The organism is Clostridium sp. UBA5988, assembly GCF_002435615.1.
Classification (GTDB): domain Bacteria; phylum Bacillota; class Clostridia; order Clostridiales; family Clostridiaceae; genus Clostridium_J; species Clostridium_J sulfidigenes.
In genome coordinates this window covers 29,300-49,045 of record NZ_DJBA01000019.1, presented here as the reverse complement: position 1 = coordinate 49,045, position 19,746 = coordinate 29,300, and the positions used below count along the sequence as shown (strand labels likewise).

General features: G+C 27.9%; 16 protein-coding genes. All 16 read left to right on the top strand.

The window, feature by feature from the left end; all coding sequences use genetic code 11:
• Positions 1-7: 7 nt before the first annotated feature.
• The 16 genes from B3J31_RS03825 (at position 8) to secA (ending at position 19,736) form a co-directional block, all read left to right on the top strand.
• On the top strand, positions 8-1,000 hold the full coding sequence (locus tag B3J31_RS03825; RefSeq protein ID WP_346873631.1) for a glycosyltransferase family A protein: 993 nt from the start codon (positions 8-10) through the stop codon (positions 998-1,000).
• Positions 997-2,508 (top strand): lipopolysaccharide biosynthesis protein, encoded by a 1,512-nt coding sequence (locus tag B3J31_RS03820; RefSeq protein ID WP_346873630.1) that lies wholly within the window; start codon positions 997-999, stop codon positions 2,506-2,508. The genes B3J31_RS03825 and B3J31_RS03820 overlap by 4 nt, the downstream gene beginning before the upstream one ends.
• 40 nt (positions 2,509-2,548) lie before the next feature.
• Entirely contained in the window at positions 2,549-3,814 is a 1,266-nt protein-coding gene (locus B3J31_RS03815; RefSeq protein WP_346867049.1) for an O-antigen ligase family protein, read from the top strand.
• Positions 3,815-3,923: 109 nt separating this feature from the next.
• The gene (locus B3J31_RS03810) at positions 3,924-4,787 is read left to right on the top strand and encodes a glycosyltransferase (protein ID WP_346867050.1); all 864 of its coding nucleotides are present in this window, start codon (positions 3,924-3,926) and stop codon (positions 4,785-4,787) included.
• A 53-nt stretch (positions 4,788-4,840) separates the two neighbouring features.
• Entirely contained in the window at positions 4,841-5,707 is an 867-nt protein-coding gene (rfbA, locus tag B3J31_RS03805; RefSeq protein ID WP_346873629.1) for a glucose-1-phosphate thymidylyltransferase RfbA, read from the top strand.
• 27 nt (positions 5,708-5,734) lie between these two features.
• A complete protein-coding gene (rfbC, locus tag B3J31_RS03800; protein WP_346873628.1) occupies positions 5,735-6,292 on the top strand; it encodes a dTDP-4-dehydrorhamnose 3,5-epimerase in 558 nt (185 codons plus the stop codon).
• A gap of 17 nt (positions 6,293-6,309) precedes the next feature.
• A complete protein-coding gene (gene rfbB / locus B3J31_RS03795) occupies positions 6,310-7,362 on the top strand; it encodes a dTDP-glucose 4,6-dehydratase (RefSeq protein ID WP_346873627.1) in 1,053 nt (350 codons plus the stop codon).
• A 14-nt stretch (positions 7,363-7,376) separates the two neighbouring features.
• Complete coding sequence (locus B3J31_RS03790) at positions 7,377-8,807, top strand: oligosaccharide flippase family protein (protein ID WP_346867054.1); 1,431 nt, start codon at positions 7,377-7,379, stop codon at positions 8,805-8,807.
• Between the two features lie 11 nt (positions 8,808-8,818).
• On the top strand, positions 8,819-9,916 hold the full coding sequence (locus B3J31_RS03785; RefSeq protein WP_346873626.1) for a glycosyltransferase family 1 protein: 1,098 nt from the start codon (positions 8,819-8,821) through the stop codon (positions 9,914-9,916).
• Between the two features lie 13 nt (positions 9,917-9,929).
• On the top strand, positions 9,930-11,249 hold the full coding sequence (locus tag B3J31_RS03780) for a hypothetical protein (protein WP_346873625.1): 1,320 nt from the start codon (positions 9,930-9,932) through the stop codon (positions 11,247-11,249).
• Positions 11,228-12,100, top strand: coding sequence for a glycosyltransferase family 2 protein (locus B3J31_RS03775; RefSeq protein ID WP_346873624.1), 873 nt, complete (start codon positions 11,228-11,230; stop codon positions 12,098-12,100). The genes B3J31_RS03780 and B3J31_RS03775 overlap by 22 nt, the downstream gene beginning before the upstream one ends.
• Before the next feature lie 358 nt (positions 12,101-12,458).
• A complete protein-coding gene (locus B3J31_RS03770; RefSeq protein ID WP_346873623.1) occupies positions 12,459-14,495 on the top strand; it encodes a hypothetical protein in 2,037 nt (678 codons plus the stop codon).
• A gap of 123 nt (positions 14,496-14,618) precedes the next feature.
• Positions 14,619-15,122 carry a hypothetical protein gene (locus B3J31_RS03765; protein ID WP_346873622.1) on the top strand — a complete coding sequence of 168 codons (504 nt, stop codon included), beginning with the start codon at positions 14,619-14,621 and terminating at the stop codon, positions 15,120-15,122.
• 58 nt (positions 15,123-15,180) lie between these two features.
• Positions 15,181-16,200, top strand: coding sequence for a hypothetical protein (locus B3J31_RS03760; protein WP_346873621.1), 1,020 nt, complete (start codon positions 15,181-15,183; stop codon positions 16,198-16,200).
• A gap of 31 nt (positions 16,201-16,231) precedes the next feature.
• The gene (locus tag B3J31_RS03755) at positions 16,232-17,095 is read left to right on the top strand and encodes an SLAP domain-containing protein (protein WP_346873620.1); all 864 of its coding nucleotides are present in this window, start codon (positions 16,232-16,234) and stop codon (positions 17,093-17,095) included.
• A 283-nt stretch (positions 17,096-17,378) separates the two neighbouring features.
• Positions 17,379-19,736, top strand: coding sequence for a preprotein translocase subunit SecA (gene secA, locus B3J31_RS03750; protein WP_346873619.1), 2,358 nt, complete (start codon positions 17,379-17,381; stop codon positions 19,734-19,736).
• Positions 19,737-19,746 lie beyond the last annotated feature (10 nt).

Sequence of the window (19,746 nt, the reverse complement as noted above, 5' to 3'; positions counted from 1 at the left end):
AAAGAATATGAACACTAAGATTTCAGTAATAATACCAATTTATAATGTGGGAAGTTATATAAAGAAAACTATAGAATCTCTTGCAGTACAGAGTTTCAAAGATTTTGAAGTAATAGTTATAAATGATGGTTCCACAGATAATTGTAATATTATATGTGAGGAGGAACTTATAAAGTTTAATTTGACTTACACCATTATAAATAATAAAAATCAAGGGGTAAGCCACGCAAGAAACCAAGGCATATCTCTAGCTAAGGGAAAGTACTTATATTTTTTAGATGGTGATGACTATATTGAAAAGCAATGTCTTGAGAAGTTCTACAATTATGCTGAAAAAGAAGGTACATATATAGTATTTTGCGGCTATACACATCTAAGTGCTGATAATAATTATAGTGTTATCTCAAAGGTTCATAAATACATAGATTCCATATTAGAAGGAAAAGATGCTGCTGCAAGGATGCTTAGAAATGAATTTTGGATTAGTGCAATATCAGGATTTTATCTAAGAAGCTTTATAATAGAGGAAGCCTTGAAGTTTCCAACAGATATAAAATTTGGGGAGGATACTGTCTTTATAGTTAAAGCTCTTGCAAGAGCAGAGTCCGTAGGCTGTGTTAAGGAACCTTTAGTGAATTATGTAAGAAGAGGAACTTCTGTAACGAAGACACCAAGTACAGCCTATTATAATCTCCATGATTCAGATGTGAAAATTTTAGAGTATAACAAAGAAGTTTGTAAGGATAAAAATATTAAAAACGCTCTATTGAACTACCATATACCAAGAAATATAATAAGAATTTTTTCTACTATGGCAAAGGGTGGAGCAGATAAAAAAGAGTTATATGAGTTTATAATGAGGGAAGATGTACGAAATTTTTTAAAAGGGTTTAATCCTAAAAGTAAGAAATTTAAAGTGGCTTCCCTTATGATTTTGAGGGTTCCTAAGATAGCCTATAAAGTTTTTAATATCTATGGAAAAATGGGTAAAAAACAATGAGATTAAAGTATGCAAAACGTAATGTAATATATGGTACCATAACATATGTGGTTTTAATGCTTCTAACATTCATAAATAGAAGAATATTTATAAATATGTTAGGACAAGATATGGCAGGACTCCAAGGATTGCTTCAAAATGTACTAAGTTTCTTGAACTTGGTAGAATCTGGAGTTGGCATGGCCATAATGTTCTCATTATATAAACCCTTTGCAGAAGATGATAGGGTTCAGATAAAGAGTACAGTAAATTTATACTCTAAGATTTACAAGGTATCTGGAACTATAGTGTTAATAGCAGGAATTGTACTTTCAGGGGCTTTGGGTATTTTTGTGAAAAATCAAATACCTATAGACTATGTAAGGATATGTTTTATTCTTTATGTTATAGATACTACATTAACATATTATTTTTCTTATAAAACATGTATGCTATATGCAAGCCAAAAGGGATATATAATATCAATTTGTGATTTTGCATTTAAAGCTGTAAGAGGCATAGTTCAGATATTTATGTTGTTTATATTTAAATCATTTTTACTTTATATAGCAATACAGATTTTAACTAATGTAGGATACTTAATAACTATAAACTATATGGTTAAAAAGAAGTTTCCTTGGTTTAAGGAAACAGAAGTTTCAGAAGTTAAAGAGAAGAATAATATAATAAAAAATATAAAAGCATTATTTATTCATAAGGTGGGAGCCTTTGTAGTTTTTGGAACTGATAATATGCTAATATCATACTATTTGAATTTAAAAATAGTTGCAATGTATACAAACTACCAAATGGTAATATCATTTTGTCAAAATTTTATTAATAAGATTTTTGAAGGACTTACAGCTAGCATAGGAAATCTTCTTACAGAAGGAGATTCTGAAAAATCCTTTGGTATATTTAAAAAGCTGATGTTTGTGAACTTTTGGATTTCGTCTATGGCAACAATTTCTCTTTATAATGCCTTTGATAAATTTGTTACTATATGGATTGGAAAAGAATACATTTTAGACAATATGGTGGTAATAGTTCTCCTAGCAAACTTTTATATAACTACCATGAGAATGTGTATAGATAAGTTTAAAGAAAGTGGAGGCCTATATTATGAGGATAGATATGCTCCTATTTTTGAAGTTATTATAAACTTAGTTTTTTCAATTATGTTAGTTAAAAAAGTTGGCCTTGTAGGTGTATTTGTAGGAACATTGATAAGTAACTTATCTGTAGTATTCTGGGTTAAGCCTAAAGTGGTATTCAATAAGGTATTTAAAAGAAGCTTAAGTCAATATATTGTAAGGTACATTGGGTATTTAGGTATTGGAGTTATACCCTTTCTATTAACTAGAATTATAGGAAGTTTTATAAATGTTGAAAATATAATTTTTTCATTTTTAATAGAGGTTGTATTAAATGTAGTAGTAATAAATCTAACTTATTTGATAATTTTCTGTAGAAGTGAGGAATTTTTATATTATAAAGGGTTAGTTATTAAGAAACTAAAAAGGCGTTAGAAAGACTATGTAGTATAGAATGTTCGAGGTGGTAGAAATAATGGAATATATTAATAGGCAACTTAATAAGTTAGAAGAGTTTTCCAGAAATGAATTTTTTATTTATATATTAATATTTTCAACTTTATTAATAAGTTCAGGTGTGAGATATATAGAAGACTATAGGTTCTTAGGATTAATCAAAAATATGGTTATAATAATTATTCCATGTATGTTAATAGCAATTACGATTAAAAGAAAGAAACTTAAAGAATATGTATCAGGTGTAAATCTAATATTTTTTCTTATTGTATTATTTGCATTAATCTCATCTATATGGTCGCAATCTATAGTAGATACAATGAAAAATTCTATTTTTCTAGGATGCACAACTATTATAGCTATATATATATCTCTTAATTATGAAAAGGAAGATATATTTAAAGTTTTATTTATATGGTTTTTATCAATTGTAGCTATAAATTTTGTAATATTTATATTTAGGATAGGAAATATTTATGATGTTCAAGAAGTTAGATATGATAGTGTAATCAGAGGGATATTTAAACATAGAAACCTTTTAGGGTTTTACATGACTCTAGCAATAAGCTTTTCAGTATGGTTTTTATTATACAATTGTGATAATAAAAAAATGAAATATATATGTATATGTGAAATTATAATTGCGTCAATACTTTTATATATGAGTAAAAGTATGACATCAATACTATTATTAATTGGTATGTTAATACTTATAATTGTTACAAGGTATAAAAAAATTAATAAATTTGTAATATACGGATTTATACCATTGTTATTGCTATCTGTTTATATAATTATATATCAACCTCAATGGTATATAGACTTGTTGGCGTTAATAGGAAGGAGTCCTAATTTAACAGATAGAGATGTAATATGGAGAGGAGCTATTGCGGGGGTTGAAACTAAACCATTATTGGGTTATGGATACTCTGGGTATTGGACAAATAATATTTACTCAGTAAATTTTGTAGCAAAATTTTATGGGGGATTACCTAATCACGCTCATAATGGATATCTGGATGTGCTCCTGGATTTTGGGTTTATAGGAAGTACTCTAATTGTCAGTGCATTTGGAGTTACAATTAGAAAAATAAAAAGATTAAATAGTATAGACAAAATGGAATATATTAATTTTATTTTAGCTTATACAGTGTTTATATGTTTCTATAACTTAATTGAAAGTCCACTAGTTAGGCATCTATCAACTATTTATATATTGTTTATTATATTTTTTAATATTGTAGAAATGTCATATAAGAAGGAGTCCTTGAAGAATGACAAATAGTATGATATTTTATTCATATAAAAAGTTGGATTTACCTAAATTAAGAAATATATAAAAAAATAGTAAAATAGGAAATTGAATATCAATTATAATTTAAAGAGGAGAAAAAATGAAAGTTTCTATAATATGTCCAGTGTATAATGGAGAGTGTTTTTTAGAAGGTCTACATGATTCATTAATGAAACAGAGGAATGTTCAGATTTCATCTATTGAATATGTAATGACAGAAGGAGAAGATAAGACTGAAGAGGTATTAAAAAAATTAGATTGTAAGTATATAAAAATAAAAAAGAGTGAATTTAGCCACAGTATAACTAGAGAAGAGGCTTCTTTTAGAGCAGATGGCGAAATACTAGTATTTATTACTCAAGATATAAAAATAGAAGATGATCTATGGCTATATTATTTAATAACTCCTATAATAGAGGGTAAATGTGTGGCTTCATTTAGTAGACAAGTATGCATAGACAAGACAATAGAGAAGTATGTAAGAGAAAAGAATTATCCACTAGAGGCTAGAATTAAAAGTATAGATGATATAGATGAGTTAGGTATTAAAACTTTTTATTTTTCAGATGCCTCATCAGCTATACGAAAGGATATATTTGTAGAGCTTAAGGGTTATGATAATAAGAATTTATTGACTAATGAGGATATGTACATTGCATACAAAATTATAATGGCTGGATATAAAATAAGATATTCTCCTGAATCATGGGTTATACATTCTCATAATTTAACAATGAAGGAGCAATATAAACGATACTATAGTACAGGTATTTTTCTTGGAGAAAATAGTTATATGCTAAATTATAATGCAAAAAAAGCTGGTATGGGACTTCTTGAATATGTGGTGAAAAGAAGTTTAAAAGAAAAGAATTACAAGGCTTTTGTAAATATCATACCAAACTTTGGAGCTAGATATTTAGGAGACTTTTTTGGAAAGCGTAAAGGAAAGAAGAATCTTAAATAACACAGTACGTGATTTATATATTATATTAAATTAATTATAAGGAGAGAAGCACAATGAAGGGAATTGTACTTGCTGGAGGTTCAGGAACAAGATTGTATCCTGTTACAAAGGCTATGTCAAAGCAAATGGTACCAATATACGATAAACCTATGATTTATTATCCAATGTCAGTACTTATGTTATCAGGAATTAGAGAAATTTTAATAATATCCACTAAAAGAGACTTGGAAACCTTTAAAGAGCTTTTTGGCGATGGAAGTGAATTAGGGCTTCAAGTAAGTTATCAGGTTCAAGAAGCTCCAAATGGACTAGCAGAGGCATTTATCATTGGTGAGGATTTTATAGGAGAAGATAATGTAGCTCTTATTTTAGGGGATAATATATTTTGGGGACAAAGTTTTGATAAACATTTAAAGGCAGGAGCTGAAATTGAAAAAGGAGCTCTTATATATGGATACTATGTTCAAAATCCAAGGGAATTTGGAGTAGTAGAATTCGATAAAAACAATAGGGTTTTATCTTTAGAAGAAAAACCAGAAAAACCAAAATCTAAATATGCAGTACCAGGATTATATTTTTATGATAACTCTGTAATTGAAAAGGCAAAATCTTTAAAGCCATCAAAAAGAGGGGAATTAGAAATAACTGATTTAAACAAACTGTATATGAAAGAAAATACTCTAAAGGTAGATTTATTAGGAAGAGGAATGGCTTGGTTAGATACAGGTACCCATAGCTCTATGCTTAAAGCATCAAATTTTGTAGAAGCAGTTCAAAATACTCAAGGTACATATATAGCAAGTCTAGAGGAAATTGCGTTTGGAAAAGGTTGGATAAATAAAGAACAACTAAGAAAGTTAGCGGAGCCACTAATAAAAAGTGATTATGGAAAATATCTTATTGAAATTTCAGAAGAGTAAGTATAAGAAAATTGTGAGGGAAAGATTATGAGTAACTTCATATTTGAAAAAACATCTATTGAAGATCTATATATAGTAAAGCCAAAAGTATTTCAAGATAATAGAGGATACTTTATGGAAACCTATAGTAAAAAGGCATTCTTTGAAAATGGATTAACAATGGAATTTGTACAAGATAATGAATCTTTTTCAACAAAGGGTGTATTAAGAGGACTTCATTTTCAAACAAAGCATTCTCAAGGTAAATTAGTAAGAGTTATTCATGGAGAAATCTTTGATGTAGCTGTAGATCTTAGGAAGGATTCACCAACCTATTTAAAGTGGGAAGGGGTATATCTCTCAGGAGAAAATAAAACTCAATTTTATATTCCGGAGGGCTTTGCCCATGGATTTTTAGTTTTATCCAATGAGGTAACCTTTAATTACAAGTGTACAGATTTTTATCATCCAGAATATGATAGTGGCATTCGTTGGAATGATGAAACTATTGGGATAAAGTGGCCACTGGATAAAATAGAAGAAGTAATTCTTTCGGATAAAGATAAAAAGCAGCAATTTGTATCTGAATTTAACAGCCCTTTTTAGGTGAGAGGAGAAGGAAAATGAAAATATACTTAGTTACTGGAGGAGCAGGCTTTATAGGCTCAAACTTTATAATATATATGTTAAAAAATTTCAAGGATATAAGAATAATAAATCTGGATAGTTTAACCTATGCTGGAAATCTAAATAATCTTAAAGAGATAGAAAGTGATGTAAACTATCATTTTGTTCATGGGGATATAAGGGATAATTTCCTGGTAAATAAAATATTTGAGGATTTTAAAGTAGATTATGTCGTAAATTTTGCAGCTGAAAGCCATGTAGACAGAAGTATTGAAGATCCTGAGACCTTTGTAAAAACAAATGTACTGGGAACCTTAAATCTTCTAAACTGTGCAAAAAAAGCTTGGTATGTAGATGGAAAATGGAAAGAAGGAAAGAGATTTCACCAAGTTGGAACAGATGAAGTATATGGATCATTGGGAGAAACAGGTTACTTTACAGAAAGTACTAGCTTAGATCCTCATAGTCCATATTCTGCAAGTAAAGCTTCATCAGATTTAATGGTAAAGGCTTACTTTGATACTTTTCAGATGCCTATAACTATTACAAGATGTTCTAATAATTATGGACCTTTTCAATTCCCAGAAAAATTAATACCATTACTTATTAACAATGCAATAAATCATAAGGCACTGCCTATATATGGAGATGGTCTTAATGTAAGGGATTGGCTTTATGTAGAAGATCATTGCAAAGCTATTGATATGGTGATTAATAATGGAACTATAGGTGAAGTTTACAATGTAGGTGGACATAATGAAAGAAAAAATATTGAGATAGTAAAAGAAGTTATAGAATATTTAAATAGAGATTATGATAACACTATAACAGAAGAGCTAATAACCTATGTAGAAGATAGAAAAGGTCACGATAGAAGATATGGTATAGATCCTAGTAAAATTAAAGATGAACTAGGGTGGTATCCAGAAACCTCTTTTGAAAAGGGAATAATTAAAACTATAAAGTGGTACTTAAAAAATAAACAGTGGATGGAAGAGATAACATCTGGAGAATATGAAAATTACTACAACAAAATGTATAATAAGTAGGAAGATTAAAAGATATGAGAAAAAATATAATTAAGGATAGAAAGGTTAAGGATTTAATATATACCCTTTCTTCCAATATAATAACTCTTCTAGTTGGAGTGGTAATAACATTTTTAATACCAAAAGAACTATCAATAGGTGAATATGGATATCTTAAAATATTTACTTTTTATGTTGGATATATAGGATTTTTTCACTTTGGTTTTAACGATGGTATATATGTTAATTATGGAAATTATGAGTATGAAGACCTACCTAAAAAAACCTTTAGAGGTTATTTTAGGTTTCTTTTAGCATTTCAAGGTTTAGTATCAATATTAATAATAGCATTGGCCATAGCATTTTCTGGTGATAAGATTAGAACAATTATATATATATCACTAGGAGTAAATGCCTTGATATTAAATATCACGGGGTATTTTGAATTCATAAGTCAAATAATAAGGAAATTTAAATTTTATTCAATAACTTTAGTATTGAATAAGGTTATGTATATCATTGGAACTATATTTTTGATCTTAAGTAATTATAATGGGGCTATACATTTTATTATACTTCAAACTATAATAAACTTAATAATTTTAGTCATATATTTATCAAAATATAAGGAATTAGTATTTGGTGATTCCAAAGGTATTATAGAGTTGAAAGATGATGTAAAAAACAACATGTCAATGGGTTTCTTTATAATGCTAGGAAACTTTGTTAGCATCATAATTATAGGTGTAGATAGAATATTTATAGATAAATTCTTCACATTAGAGGATTTTGCTATGTATTCCTTTGCTGTATCTCTTTTATCTATGGTATATGTTATATTGAACGGTGTAAGATCTGTAGCCTATCCATATTTATCAAGAATTAATGAAGGAGACCTTAAAAGGACCTACGAAATAATGAAAACTGTAATTTTCATTATACTTGGGTACTGTCTTATGGCATACTTTATATTTAGTGTTATTGTAACTAATTTTATACCACAATATAGTGCTGCCCTTGGTGTTACGTCTATAATATTCCCTACAGTATTATTTAGTGGAGAAATTAATATTGTTACTACCAATTTTTATAAAACTCTTAAGTTAAAAAAAGAATATACTATAAATACTATTGTAGCGGTTGTTATTTCACTTATAACTATAATTACAGCCTTTATTATGTTTGGAACAAAAGAGGCCATAGCGGCTTCATCATTGATATCATTTTGTTTATGGGGTTTTTATGGAGATAGGTTTTTTTCTAAGTATATAGGGGTAAATACTATAAAACATAATATAGGAGAGATTCTTACAGTAATTTTATTTTTGTTTTTAGCATTTAAGTTTAAATGGTATATTGCAATAGTATTATATTTTGTAGGATTCACTAGTATATCTATTGTGTTATTTAAAAATGAAATAGTTAACAGTATTAACAGTCTTAAAAAGAAAAATAGTACAGAATAAGAGGAAATATTATGAAAAGAAAAATATATGTAAATGGAACTATACTTAATGAAAATCCAACGGGGCTTGGAGTTTATACTAAAAATATTATAAATAAATTGAAATATAAGGCACATATTAAGGTTTTTACACCTATTAATATTGATGATGTAGAGGTTATAAAGACAACAAAATACCTAAAACCTAACTATAAAAAAAAGGGTGGAATGGTAAGATTTCTCTATACACAGTTTATTATGCCTTTTAAAGTTAGAGGTAATAGTATTTTATACCATCCATTTCAATATTTATCCTTACTAAGTAATAAAAAGCAAATAATAACTATTCATGATTTTATACCACTACATTATCCTAAGGTAGCAAAACATCAATACAATTACTATAAATATTTTATGCCTATTTTACTTAAAAAGGCATATAAAATAGTATGTATATCAAATCAAACCAAAGGAGATTTATTAAAGTTTTACAATGTAGAAGAATCTAAAATAAAAGTTGTATATAACGGCTATGATAGAGAATTATTTAATAAGGATAATGTACACAAAGAAGTTATAGAAAACTTAAATATAAAATATCCATACATTCTAATGGTAGGTGGAGGTTATAGCCATAAAAACTTACATTCAGCTATAATGGCCTATAGCCAAATTGAAGATAATAAGGGTGTTAAGCTAGTTATAGTAGGGAAAACTTCACCATATATAGAAAGATTAAAGTCCATGGTAGAAGAATTAAATTTGGAGGATAAAGTTAATTTTGTTGGATATATTTCAGATGATAATTTACCAAGTTTATATGGGAAAGCAGAAGCTTTTCTATATCCAACATTATATGAAGGCTTTGGGTTACCTATTTTAGAAGCATGGGCTTGTGGAACGTTAGTATTATGCTCTAACAATTCATCCTTAAAAGAAGTGTCAGAGGATGGAGCTATAACCTTTAATCCAGAAAGTATAGAAGAAATTAAAACTGCGTTGGAAATTGTTATAAATAAGAAGGAAATAGATTATATTGAAAGAACTAAATTAAGAGGGGAATTACTACTGGGTAAGTACTCTTGGGAAAAAACTACAGAAGAAATATATGAAGTAATAAAAGGTATTTAAAAGGAGGAAAGGTATGACCTATGAAGTTTTTGCCATAATTCAGCTTTTAGTTTTGATTTTTATATTAGCAAGATATCTTAAAAAACAAGGAATTGTAATATTAGTAGATCAGGTTAAGATAATGTTTTTATTATGGATTATAACCTTAATATTATATGATTTTAAGCTTAGTACTTTATATAGTCCTACAATACAGATTAATATTATTTCCATAGTAATATGGGGAAGCTTTTTGATACTATCAAAATTTACTTTTCTTAAAACAAGGGATATAAATACACTGTGTCAAGAATTAAAGGAGAAAAAGAATTTTAATATTTATTTTCACATATCAAATTTAATATTTATAGTTGCAGTTATAGTATTTATTTATAATGTAAATAAATATGGTCTTAAAATATTAGAAGAAAATAAGATAGATAAACAGCAGATTGACCATTATGCTACTTATATTGTTCATATGCTAGTGTTATGTGCAGAAATAAAATATATTTTATTTAGAAACAATAAAAGAATAGTTGATATTATTGTATTTATAGGAAGTTTAGTAGTATTAGCTTTAACTTTAAACAGAGGGCCCATAGCATTTTTATTTATAACAATAGGAATATATGAAGTATTTAGATTTATAGATATAAAAGACTCTTTATCAAAAGGTAAAAAATGGATTATATATGGTGGTTTTACAGGAGTAATATTATTATTTATATGGTTCTTTGGATATATTGGAAATATGAGAATGGAGTATGTTCTTGAGAATATATATGATAGAACTCTTTGGGAACATTATGGTGTAAGTCCATTGATACCATCAGGGTTTCTATGGTTATATATATATTTAACTAGTCCATTACAGAATGCAGCCTTCGCAATTTCTAATGAAGTAATAAATGGTTATGGATTTTTTGGTAATCTATTTTACCCCTTTGTAAAGTTTGGTGCAAATATTATTGGAAAAGGTGAAGAATTTAAATTATGGCTTATTAACCAAGGAAATTATACTCCGCATCTTCAAGAAGAAGTCGGCTTAAATGCCATGACTTTTATTCCTGAAGCATTTCAAGATGCAGGATTGATAGGCCTTGTTAGTTATTTGAGTATATATATACTTCTTGGATATATATCTATAAGAATTATTAAAAGTAAAAAGATGTCAGCTGCCGGTAAAATATTAATATACACTAATATCACTAGTATTATATTATGGAGTATTTTTGTTAACTCTTTTAAAATACCTATATTAATATTAAATATATTATTAATTTTTGCCATAGAATATTTATTAATTAAAAAAGAAAGTTGGGTAAAGCCATGGATGAAAAGGTATATATAGTACTTTTAAACTATAAAGGATACGAAGATACGATGGATTGTATAAATTCTCTTAAGAAATTAACTTATAAGAATTATCAAGTAATTATAGTAGATAACGCTTCACCAGATGATAGTTATAATAGATTAAAAAAGGATATAGGTGATACCTATATCCTTTTACAATCTGGAGAGAATGGAGGTTTTGCTAAAGGTAATAATGTAGGAATTAAATATGCATTAGATCACGGAGGAGATTATATACTTCTCTTAAATAATGATACTTTAGTAGAAGAAAATTTAATAGAGGAACTACTAAAGCCTTTTAAAGAAAAGGGGAATATAGGAATTTCAACAGGAAAGATATATTACGAAGAAAAGAGAGACACATTATGGTTTGCAGGTGGAGAATTTAATACAAAAAGATTTTATGGAATGCATATAGGTGAAGGAGAAAGAGACGATAATAAATATAATGAGCCTAAGGAAATAACATTTTCTACAGGCTGTTTAATGATGATAAAAAAAGAGGTATTTACTAAAGTTGGATTTTTACCAGAAGAATACTTTATGTACTATGAAGATGTAGACTTTTCTTTGATGGTACAAAAGTGTGGATACAAGATTTATTATAATCCTAAGGCAGTTATTTATCATAAAGTAAGCGCATCTACAGGAGGAGAAGAATCCCCCTTTGCCATTGAATGGAATACTAGAAATAGAATATTTATAATGAAAAAATATAATAAGAACTTATGTTTTTTTTACTTAACTAGAATAGTAATTATATTAAAATATTTACTAAGTGGTAAAAGATTTAAAATTAATCCAATTTTTTTGGGGATTAAAAGAGGAATTTCGGAATATAAGTAGAATAAGTAATTTTAAAGAAATATATATATGTTTATACACATATGTAAATGGCGTAATTTTATTATAAAAACTTTAATAATTACAATTTAAATACATGTAAAATTATAGATTAATATTAGTTAATATTAACTAATATTAAGAATTTTATGGACAAGTATCTAATTATGTATTATAATTGTATTAGCATTTATTTCTATATAATAAAAATTAATAATAAATGCAATATAAAATGTATTTAATGGGGTATATTGGGGAGGATTTTTAAAACAATATGGATTAAAGACAAGAATTAATTAGATTTCTCAGTGTGCTCATTATAATAAATTTTGTTATCTAAAAATTAGGAGGTAATTCTAACATGAAAAAAAATGTAAAGGTATTAAGTGGAGCATTAGCTGCTAGCCTTACAATGGGAGCTATGCCAGTATTTGCAGCAGGTATGTCTGCAGATGATTTATACAAAGCCGCTTTTGAAGCTGTACTTGCAGCTCAAAAAGCAAGAACTCAAGAATCTATAAACACTGCAAGAACTGCTATAAAAGCTTTAGCAGGAACAGATGCAGAATTTGCTGTAGGAGAATTCTCTAAGCAAGTTGATGGTGTTCAACAAGAATTATTCGAAGGATTCTTAGCAGCATTAGACAAAGCTCAAAAATCAAACAAGCAAGCTGATATAAATGCAGCTAGAACATACGTTGAAATGTTCAGAACATGCCCAGATACATTAGTATATGTTGAAGGTGGATGGTCTCAAGAAGTTGACCTAGTTCAACAAAAATTAATAGATAAAGCAGAAGCAGCTGTAAACGCAGCTAAAGAAGCTAAAACTCAAGAAGCTGTAGATGCTGCTAAAGCATTACTTGAAGAGTTAGCTACATCTACAAACAAAGATGTAACGGCTTGGGTAACAGCTATTGGAGCTGAATTAGATGAAGTTGTAGTTGTAAATCCTAGTAATTATACAAAAGTTCAACTTATAACTGAAGGCATGATAAGAGTTAATAATAAAAACTACTTATTTACAAATGCAACAATGGCTACAATAGTAGAAGATGGAAAAGTAGTTGCAGTAGAGGTTGGTGGAGCTGATATAAAGGCTAAACTTGCTATGGGCGATTATTTAGTAGACATAGTTACTGAAGGAGATAAAGTTATTTCTTTAGAACTTAATAAGAATGTATCTGCTGGTCAACAATTTGTTGATGCTATAGAAGCTAATAAAACATTATTAGAAGAAGCGAAGGCAAATGTAACAGCTTTAACAGCTAATGATAAAGTAGCATTAGATACTGCAGACGATACTTTCATTAGTATTCTTAATAGCAAAGCATTTGAAAATGCAATAGTTGAAGCAGAAAAAGTAACTGTAAAAGATGCAAAACTTGTTGATATAACAACTGCTGCAACTACATTAACAGCTGCTGCAACTACATTTGAGGGTGCTAATAATACATTTAATACTGCAGTTAAAAACCTTAAAGATGCAAGAGTTAAAATGACAAACGATATAACTGCTGCACAAAAGTTATTAGCAGATAAAAAAGTTGAAGTTGCTGGAGTTAATTCAGATGACCAAAAAGCTTTAGGATCAAAATTCACAGATTTAAAAAATGCTGTTGCAAAAACAGGAGCTTATACTATAGCAATAGATACTGCTATAAAAGCAAATATAGAAAAAGCTACAGCAGTGGAATTAGGAGCAGCTAATACAGCATTAGGTAATGGAACAACTACATTTAATGCTACTATAACAGCATACAATGATGAAGTTAAAGCTTTAGCTACTGCTAGAACTGACATGAACAAAGCAATAAGCACAGCTCAAATATTATTAGATGAGCAAGTTGCAAAAGTTACATCTGTAAGTTTAAATGATAGAGTAGCTTTAGATACTGCTTACACAACTATGCAAACTGAAGTTATATACGGAAGTGATTATTATAAAGCAATAACAGTTGCAAATGTTGCTAACGTTGCAACTGCAAGTGCATCTACTTTAAATACTGCTAAAGATAATTTAACTGTTGCAAAAACTGCATTTGAAGGTAAAGTTACAACTTATGAAACAGCAGTTAAAGCTTTAGCTACTGCTAGAACAGAAATGGCTAAGGCAATAGCAGAAGCTCAAGAATTCTATAATGTAGAATCTCTAAGATTAAAAGGATTTACAGCAGCTGAAATAGCACTTGTAAATGCCGATGCAAATGGATTCACAGTTTATTTACAAGCTGTAGAAGCATTAAATACAAGAGTTAAAACTGCAGTAGGTGCAAATACTGCAACAGCAAGTGCATCTGATTTGGATACAGCTAAAGCTGCAATTAAATTAGCTGATGCACAAGTTGCGAAAGCAACATTTGATGGTTTAGCAAGTGTTGTTTCAATAGGAAAATAGTTCTAGTAAAATTATTTTAGGTTTATAAAGCAGGATATAGTCATTAATGACTATATCCTGCTATTATTTTTATGTATAAAATAGTATAATAGATTACAAAGATATTTTTAAGGTGGTGTAATTATGAAAAAAGATATTAGCATATTAAATATAAATGATATTGAATTAATTAAGAATTTAAATGATAATTTAACTGAAGATATAATTAGCAATATAGAGAATTTAATAGAAAAAATTTTAGATTATATTTCATATTCTTATACTAATGAAAATCTATGTAGAGATGTTACGGAATGTATAATATTGGATAATCCTTTTTCTAATATAAATATAGTTTCCGATAATATATACAATAATGTAGAAGAGATTATATTAAAGTGTGTTGATAAAGTAAATTTAATTATTGATAAAGTAAGAACCTCTAATTGTAACATTAAAATGTTACATGCAATAAGTTATTTAGAAATAGATGAATTTGATGAACTTAATTTAATAAAAAGGATTGAAATTGCTGAGGTGTTAATTGAAACTTTAAATAAAGATATATATTTAATTGAAAGAAAAGGATTAAAGTGGCTTAAAGAAATAATATATAATATTATAATTACACAAAGATTTTCTAAATAAACAAGTAGTATAAGTTTTCATATTGATTTAAAAGTAATTTTATTGGGGAGGAACTATATTGAATAACGATATTGTATTAAAAATTGATTTAAAAAATAGAATTTCTACGAATAGTATTATAATTAATACGAACGATATAAGTGGTATAAATAAAGATATAATAATTGATTTAAATTTCAACTTGAAAGTATTTGAAGAATATATTATTCGTAGAGAATATGAAAAAGCTTATGATTATTTAAAAAATTCATACAGAAAATTCTTATGTATTGATTACGAATTTTTAGACTATAATGCTAGGAATTTAAATGGGTTTATATATTTATTTCATAAATTCCAAGAGTTCGGTAATATTTCAAATACTGGTACTAATATTGCTATATATAAATCTTTAAAAAATTGTATGTCATATATAAATAAAATAAAGATGTATAGTGATAGTTCTTTATTTGAGAACTTATATAATGATGTGATTATTTATGTAGAGCATGAATTAAGCAAATTCGATATTTTTAAAATTCTTAAAGAATGTAAAAAAAGAATAGAAAAACTAAACTATACTACTGAAGATTTCGAGTTAATAGATGAATTATATATTTTAGGGTCAAAATCTGAATTAGAAAAAGAAATTTTAGTTGAATTAAGTAGTAAAATATATAATATAAGAAAATATTATATAGAAAATTATAATAAAAAAATAGATCTTGAAAAATCAATAGAAATTCTTATAGGAAATAAATATAAAGAAATTTTATCAGATTGTTTTAAGGATAAATATTTAGAAAAACTCAGTGTGTACTATAATACGTACGAAAAGTTTTTAAGTGACGTAGAACAATTATATAAGTTATATTGCTTAAATAATTCACTAAATTTTCAAGAGTACTATAATAACTTATTATCACTACCTGTAGATAAATTAATAAATCTTACTTCTTACTTAAGAGAATATGTATCTAGAAAACTTTATAATGAGAATAGGGAATATTATGATGTTAATGATCTTAACTTAGGTATAGAGAATATAGTAAGAAATCTAGATATAAAAAACAATTCTAAAACTATACCTTTAGTATAGAAATCTATATTAGAAAACAGGGAGTGATAATATGCCAAGTTTATTTGATAAATTATTTAAGAAACCAGAAGCCCTAGCTGAAGAGTTGGATCAGGTTTTAATTGGTAGGGAGTATAAAGAGTTTCCTTTAAGCTTTGATTATGGAGTTTCAGATTTTAAGAAAGAGCTAGTATATAAGGATTATAAAGACTTTGATAAGGCTAGGTTAGAAAACCAACTGACTATAGAAACTTTAAATATATATCATGGATATGAAGGGGTTGAAGCTGGAGTATTTATATTTAATACATCATCAACACCAGTAGAACTTTATAATGTAAATTTAGCATTAGAAAATAGTGAAGGAAAATTATTAGCTAGAAAAACTGTAGATTTTAAGGGAGATTGTAGAATAGAACCAAATTCAAGTGTGTTTCACGAAATACTTTTTGAAGATGTGGTAATAGAAGGAGAACCTAAAGATATACAAGTAATATTTACTAACTTATTTGGTATGAAAATTTCCTACACAGAAGAAATGGATATTGAATCTTTTATGGATGAAAATCTTCCTGAAGCAACTAAGGAATATCTTAGAAATAAGCTTTATGAAGTACCATCTATTCGTAGTGGTGAGTTAATTGTAGATCCTATAGTAGCTGTGGGTGGCAAAGATTCTATTACAGCAATGATTTTAATAAGAAATGCAAGCAAAAGCAATGTTACCATCAATTCAATACCAATAAAAATATATATGAAGGAAAATATCCCTATATATATCGGAGAATATACTGCATCAGAGAATGGGATAAAAATAGAAGGAAATAAGGGCAGGTTAATTACAGTGAAGATACCTAATAAGTATATATATGGTAATATAGTAAATGCCGACCTATACACTTTGAAAATAAAATAGCTATTGTGAAAATTTTTTTAAATTATTAGTCTAAAAATGATGAAAAGTTTGAAAAGTATGTTTAAATTTTTCCAATGATATGATATAATAAACATATGAGAAAGATTTATCCAATGGGTATGAGTATTTCTAATCTACTTCTATTTTAGATAATAAAAATGAAGGGTTGACCTTAGGGTTGACCTTTTGTTTTTTTTGGCAAATGTTAGGGTTACTTTTGCAATGCAAATAGAGTATAATTATACTGATAATTATATAAATAATATCCAAGGAAGGTGCAGCAATGGCAGGAATATTAGATTTTTTAGGAACATATAGTGATAGAGAATTAAAGAGTATAAATAGAATTGTAGATAAAATAGAAAACTTTGATGAAGAAACGTCAAAACTTTCAGATTATCAACTTAAAAATAAGACAGAGGAATTCAAAGAAAGACTATCTGCTGGAGAAAGTCTAGATAATATCCTACCTGAGGCATTTGCTGTAGTTAGAGAAGTAGGTTATAGAGTTTTAAATAAAAAGCATTACAGAGTTCAACTTATAGGTGGAGTAGTATTACATCAAGGTAGGATTGCAGAGATGAAAACTGGAGAAGGCAAAACTTTAGTTTCTACGTTACCAGCATACTTAAATGCACTTTCTGGGAAGCCTGTACATATAATTACTACTAATGATTATTTAGCAAAACGTGATAGTGATGAAATGAGACAAATTCATGAATTCTTAGGTGTTACTGTAGGTGTTATTCTCCATGACATGGAACCTGAAGAAAGAAGACAACAGTATAAATGTGATGTAGTATATGGAACCAATAGTGAATTTGGATTTGATTATCTTAGAGATAACATGGTTACTAATAAGGAAGAGAGAGTACAAAGAGAGTTATCCTATTGTATAGTAGACGAAATTGACTCTATACTAATTGATGAAGCAAGAACGCCACTAATTATTTCCGGTGAAGGGGAAGAGTCTACAAAGCTATATATAGATGCTGATAAATTCGTAAAAAAATTAAAGTATAAAATTCATTATGAAGTAGATAGAAAAGGTAAATCTGTAATTTTAACTGATGAAGGAATAGAGAAACTAGAAGAGCATTTTAATATAGAAAATTACTCTGATATGGAAAATAGAGATCTTCAACATCATATTACACAAGCCTTAAAGGCAAACTATACTATGGAAGTCAATAAGGATTATATAGTTAAAAAAGGTGAGGTTCTAATTGTTGATGAGTTTACAGGAAGAGTTATGGAAGGAAGAAGATTCAGTGAAGGTCTTCACCAAGCATTAGAGGCGAAGGAAAAGGTGAAGATACAAAAAGAGTCAAAGACTCTTGCTACTATTACCCTTCAAAACTATTTTAGAATTTATACTAAGCTTTCAGGTATGTCAGGTACAGCGGAAACAGAGGATATAGAGTTTCAAGAAATTTATGGATTAGACGTTATAGTAATTCCTACTAATAAACCTATAACAAGAATAGATGAACCTGATTTAATATATAAAAATCTTGCCCTTAAATATAATGCTATAGTAGAAGATTTAATAAAATGTCATGAAAAGGGTCAACCAGTTTTAGTTGGAACCTCCAGTATTCAAAAGTCAGAGGATATATCTTACCTATTAAAATTAAAGGGAATAAAGCATTATGTTTTAAATGCAAAAAATCATGAAAAAGAGGCAGCTATAGTTGAAAGAGCTGGAGAAAAAGGAGCTATAACTATAGCTACAAATATGGCTGGTAGGGGTACTGATATTAAGCTTGGTGAAGGTGTTATAGAGCTTGGAGGTCTTAGAATTATTGGTAGTGATAGGCATGAGGCTAGAAGAATAGATAATCAGCTTAGAGGAAGAGCAGGACGTCAAGGAGATGTGGGAAGCACAAGATTTTATCTATCCTTACAGGATGACATATTAAAGGTATTTGATACTGATATATTTAATAACATTTTTGGGAAGATGGATATTCCAGATAACATGGTTATCCAAAGTAAGGCAGTTTCAAGGGCTGTTGAAAATGCACAAAAAAATGTGGAAGGAAACAATTTTGAAGCAAGAAAAAATCTAATTGGATTTGATGATGTCATAAATAAGCAGAGAACGGTTATATATAATGAAAGAAATATTGTATTAGAAAATGAAGCGGTTAGCGATGAAATTGAAGCAATGATAAATTATATTGCAGCTGATATTGTTAAAACTCATCTTGAGGAAAATATAGGAGTACAAGATGATTATGAAGAAGTATACAGTGAAAATATAAAATCACTACTAATATCTGCAAAAACTTTTGGAATTGAAGATAGTTGCATAAATGAAAACAAGCTTTTAGATTTATCTTTGGAAGATATTGAAGAACTATTTAAAGAATTATTTATGATGAAATATGAAGACTCTAGGTGTAGCTTTGAAAATGATGATTTTACTTCAAAGGAAAGAGAAATCTTACTTTCTGTAGTAGATGAAAAATGGATAGATCATCTAGATAATATGGAGCATCTAAAAGAAGGAATAAAGCTAAGATCTTATAGACAAGAAGATCCTGTTGTGGCTTTTAAAATTGAAAGTAGTGAAGCTTTTAATGATATGATAAAAAATATAAAATATGAAGTTGTAAGAAGAATAATTACAATATAATAGTATTATG